We start from the raw sequence: 3,719 nt of genomic DNA on the forward strand, positions 1-3,719 counted from the left end.
CCTGGTCAGCCCGGTGATCCAGCTCGACAAGTGGACCTTCAACGGCCCCGAAGGCCAGGAAAGCGTGGCAATCAATACCTCGCCGTTCCTGGTGAACTCGGCCGACGCGATGAAAACCGCGATCACTAGCGGCATGGGCATTGGTCTGTTGCCGGTGTACGCGGCCATCGAGGGCCTGCGCAACGGCACCCTGGTGCGGGTCATGCCCAACTACCGTTCCCAGGAGTTGAACCTGTACGCCATCTATCCTTCGCGCCAATACCTGGATGCGAAAATCAAGACCTGGGTGGAATACCTGCGCGGCTCGCTGCCGGAGATTCTGGCGGCGCACCAGGCGGAACTGGTGGCGTATGAACTGAGTGGCAGCCTCAGCGGTGCGCGCCTGGCGAACTGATCTCTCCCAGGTGATATAGATCAAATGTGGGAGGGGGCTTGAACCCGATAGCGGTGCGTCAGTCAGCACATCATAGTGACTGAAACACCGCTCTCGGGGGCAAGCCCCCCGTTCCGATCACAAACCTGAGCAGACGCTCTTATCAATTCTCCCTTGATAACATGCCCTCTGATAACGCCACTCCACCGATCGGAACTGTTAACTTTCACAGTAGGCACACCTGACAGACAGCGATATTTAGTGTTCAACGTCAGCTATCAAGCTGATGTTGCTAATTACTGAATGGAGCCAACCCATGCCTACACAGTCCTCCAACAACCTGCTACCCCTGCTGGTGATAGAACGGGCAACCACCAACAACACTCTACCTCCCATGCTGGTGCAACAAGGTACCAACGCCGTTGTCACGTACCCCATGACACCCGAGCACCTCATCACCTTGCAGTGGATCGTCATCGACGGTGAAGGGCGCTACGACTTTACCGCTCAAGGCAGCGATAGCGGTCAGGTAGCCATTTTCATCCCGCCCTCAGTCATTGGCTTCAGTATCGGCTTGACGGTGCATATTATTTGCACCATTACATTGCAGGGGCAGCCTGTGCAGGAGGGGACACTTGATCTGACAGTCGAAGTCATCAGCTTGACGGATATGCCCCGGCCCGAACTACTTGATGTTGTGCAACAGGACGGTTCACCTTGGTTGGACATGCGCAGATTCTGGGGCAATGCCAGAGGAACGTTGAAGCTACCCCCTTTCATCGAGGCGGGAAATAGACTCTGGCTAGAGTACGTCGGCGAAGAACATTTGAACCCAAAAAGGTTGTACTGTGTTTTTGAGAACTACACGTTAACCGATAAAGATATTGAGAAGGGTTCTTTAGACTTCGAAGTCTCTCGAAATTGGCTCATTGACAACAGTGATTATTCATCTGTCACGGGCGCCGCAAAAGTGATCTATAGCAACGCTGAAGCGCTGCCCCCGTTGGACCCCTCTACCTCAGCACTACCCGCGAATGGGCAAGAATTTCATAGAAACACCAACAATCTGCGTCTGGGTAATCCTGACCTGAAACTGAATCCACCTTCAGTACGTCAAGCCAGTGGAAAGTTCTTGAATCCTCTTCATGCGCAGCAGGGAGCCACCATACGCATAGCGTACGAGATGCTCCCGACAGATCTTATATGTGCCGAGTGGATAGGCACAAACGATGAAATAGGATCGCCAGACCTTGACTGCATAAACGGCAACGACACTGGTATTTTGGAGGTTCACGTTCCTCCCTCTGCTGTCCGCGCCAACTTCGACAATATGGTCGCCGTTCGATACATCGTTCATCGAGACGGGAAAAAATGGAACTCCACCGACTTTGACTTGACTATTCTGCCTCTTACCGACTTACCCAGCCCAAATCTTGTTGGGTCCGAGGAGGGCGTTTTTGATCCAAGCGCCGGCAGTTGTGGAGCAACCGTACATGTCAAGATCTGGCCGTTTGCATTTGTCGGTCAACCCATCTGGGTTAATCTACATGAACAAGGTCAAGCACTGTACTGGCTGCGCTATGGAACACCTTTGACACCCCAAGAAAAAGACCAAAAGTTCATTGAGTGCTATGTACCTCCTGCGTACCTGAGCACACTGTCCGAGGGAAAATTGCTGCAGATTACGTGTAAAGCAAATTTCGATAATCAAATCGATGAAAGCACCAGCCTGCCATTTCCGACACAAGAGGTGTTAAGCAAACAAGCATACAAGGTCACTCAGAAAATTCGATTGGTCGGCTCACCCTGGGAGGTAACCGCCTCTCCTGACAACAAATGGTTATTTGTCGGAAAGTGGTATAAAGGCGGGCTGGATATTATCAATACCGACACTCAAGGGGTTGTCGCCAACCTTCCAACGGGAAATACACGCATGATCACCTTTAATCGCTCAGGCGAGTTGGCTTACGTCTGCGGCGAATCAGGGCTACATCTTGTAGACGTGCCGACTCACTCCATTATCAAGAAAATCACTACAAATCCGACGTTTGACTCAGCAGTGACGCCTGATGGGAAATACCTGTACGCCACTAACTTCGATAACCACAATGTGTACATCTTTAAAACCAGTGACTACACGCTCCACCATACGATTCCAGGCTTCAAACGTTCCAGAGGGATTGCAATCGAACCGAGCGGTGCCCGTGCATTTGTAGCAAACCTAGGCGCTAACACGGTGTCAGTGGTTGACTTAGCCACAAACGCTATTGCTCATACCCTTGAACATGGATTTTCGCAACCTAATGGTCTTGCTCTCAGCCCAGACGGATCGACATTATATGTTGCCAACTTCCTGTCGGCCTCATTAACCGTCATAAACACTCTAACGCTCAGTCTTATTACAGAAGTTTCCTGCTTCAAGAACCTGTATACCGTGATCGTGAGCTCAGACGGTAAAAAGGTGTACGCCTCTGACCCGGGTGAAGGCAAACTGGTCGTTATCGATGCGCAGTCAAATCGAGTCATTGGAAAAGCCGGCGGCTTTTCCAAACCCTATGGACTTGCCTTGTTGCCAGACCAATCAACGCTGTACCTGGCAGATACAGATCAACTCACGCGCATCAAACTCCCGACTTAAGAGTCGCCCCTTGAGAGCGCCCTCTAAAATCCGGGCATGGTGGTCGCAAGACAATCATGGCTTGGCGAGAGCACCGCGGAGAAGGGGCGCTGCCTTTTGGATGCGCCCTGATCTTTCAAATTCCAGCGCTTGCTCGACTGGCACGCCAACACGTCCTCCAATTGCATCGGCCAGCATTTCGTCATAGACACCATCGCTCGCTATCGCCGTACTGGATTACGTCAAGACTAAAGGTTGCGCACAGCGCCCACAGGATTTGCTCAACCATGCCTGCCTACACCTGGTCAGCCCGGTGATCCAGCTCGACAAGTGGACCTTCAACGGCCCCGAAGGCCAGGAAAGCGTGGCAATCAATACCTCGCCGTTCCTGGTGAACTCGGCCGACGCGATGAAAACCGCGATCACTAGCGGCATGGGCATTGGTCTGTTGCCGGTGTACGCGGCCATCGAGGGCCTGCGCAACGGCACCCTGGTGCGGGTCATGCCCAACTACCGTTCCCAGGAGTTGAACCTGTACGCCATCTATCCTTCGCGCCAATACCTGGATGCGAAAATCAAGACCTGGGTGGAATACCTGCGCGGCTCGCTGCCGGAGATTCTGGCGGCGCACCAGGCGGAACTGGTGGCGTATGAACTGAGTGGCAGCCTCAGCGGTGCGCGCCTGGCGAACTGATCTCTCCCAGGTGATATAGATCAAATGTGGGAGGG

Annotated in this window: 2 protein-coding genes and 1 pseudogene; all 3 read left to right on the top strand. The window is 52.9% G+C overall.

Annotation, left to right across the window (positions count from 1 at the left end; translation table 11 throughout):
* Window positions 1-394: LysR substrate-binding domain-containing protein (locus tag BFN10_RS03860; RefSeq protein ID WP_244159043.1), on the top strand; the 394-nt coding region annotated here is incomplete at its 5' end.
* Between the two features lie 295 nt (window positions 395-689).
* A complete protein-coding gene (locus BFN10_RS03865; protein WP_071488546.1) occupies window positions 690-3,011 on the top strand; it encodes a YncE family protein in 2,322 nt (773 codons plus the stop codon).
* A 211-nt stretch (window positions 3,012-3,222) separates the two neighbouring features.
* Window positions 3,223-3,684: pseudogene (locus tag BFN10_RS03870) on the top strand (LysR substrate-binding domain-containing protein); the annotation flags it as partial.
* Window positions 3,685-3,719 lie beyond the last annotated feature (35 nt).

Origin of the sequence: Pseudomonas extremorientalis (genome assembly GCF_001870465.1) — a bacterium.
GTDB classification, from domain to species: domain Bacteria; phylum Pseudomonadota; class Gammaproteobacteria; order Pseudomonadales; family Pseudomonadaceae; genus Aquipseudomonas; species Aquipseudomonas extremorientalis.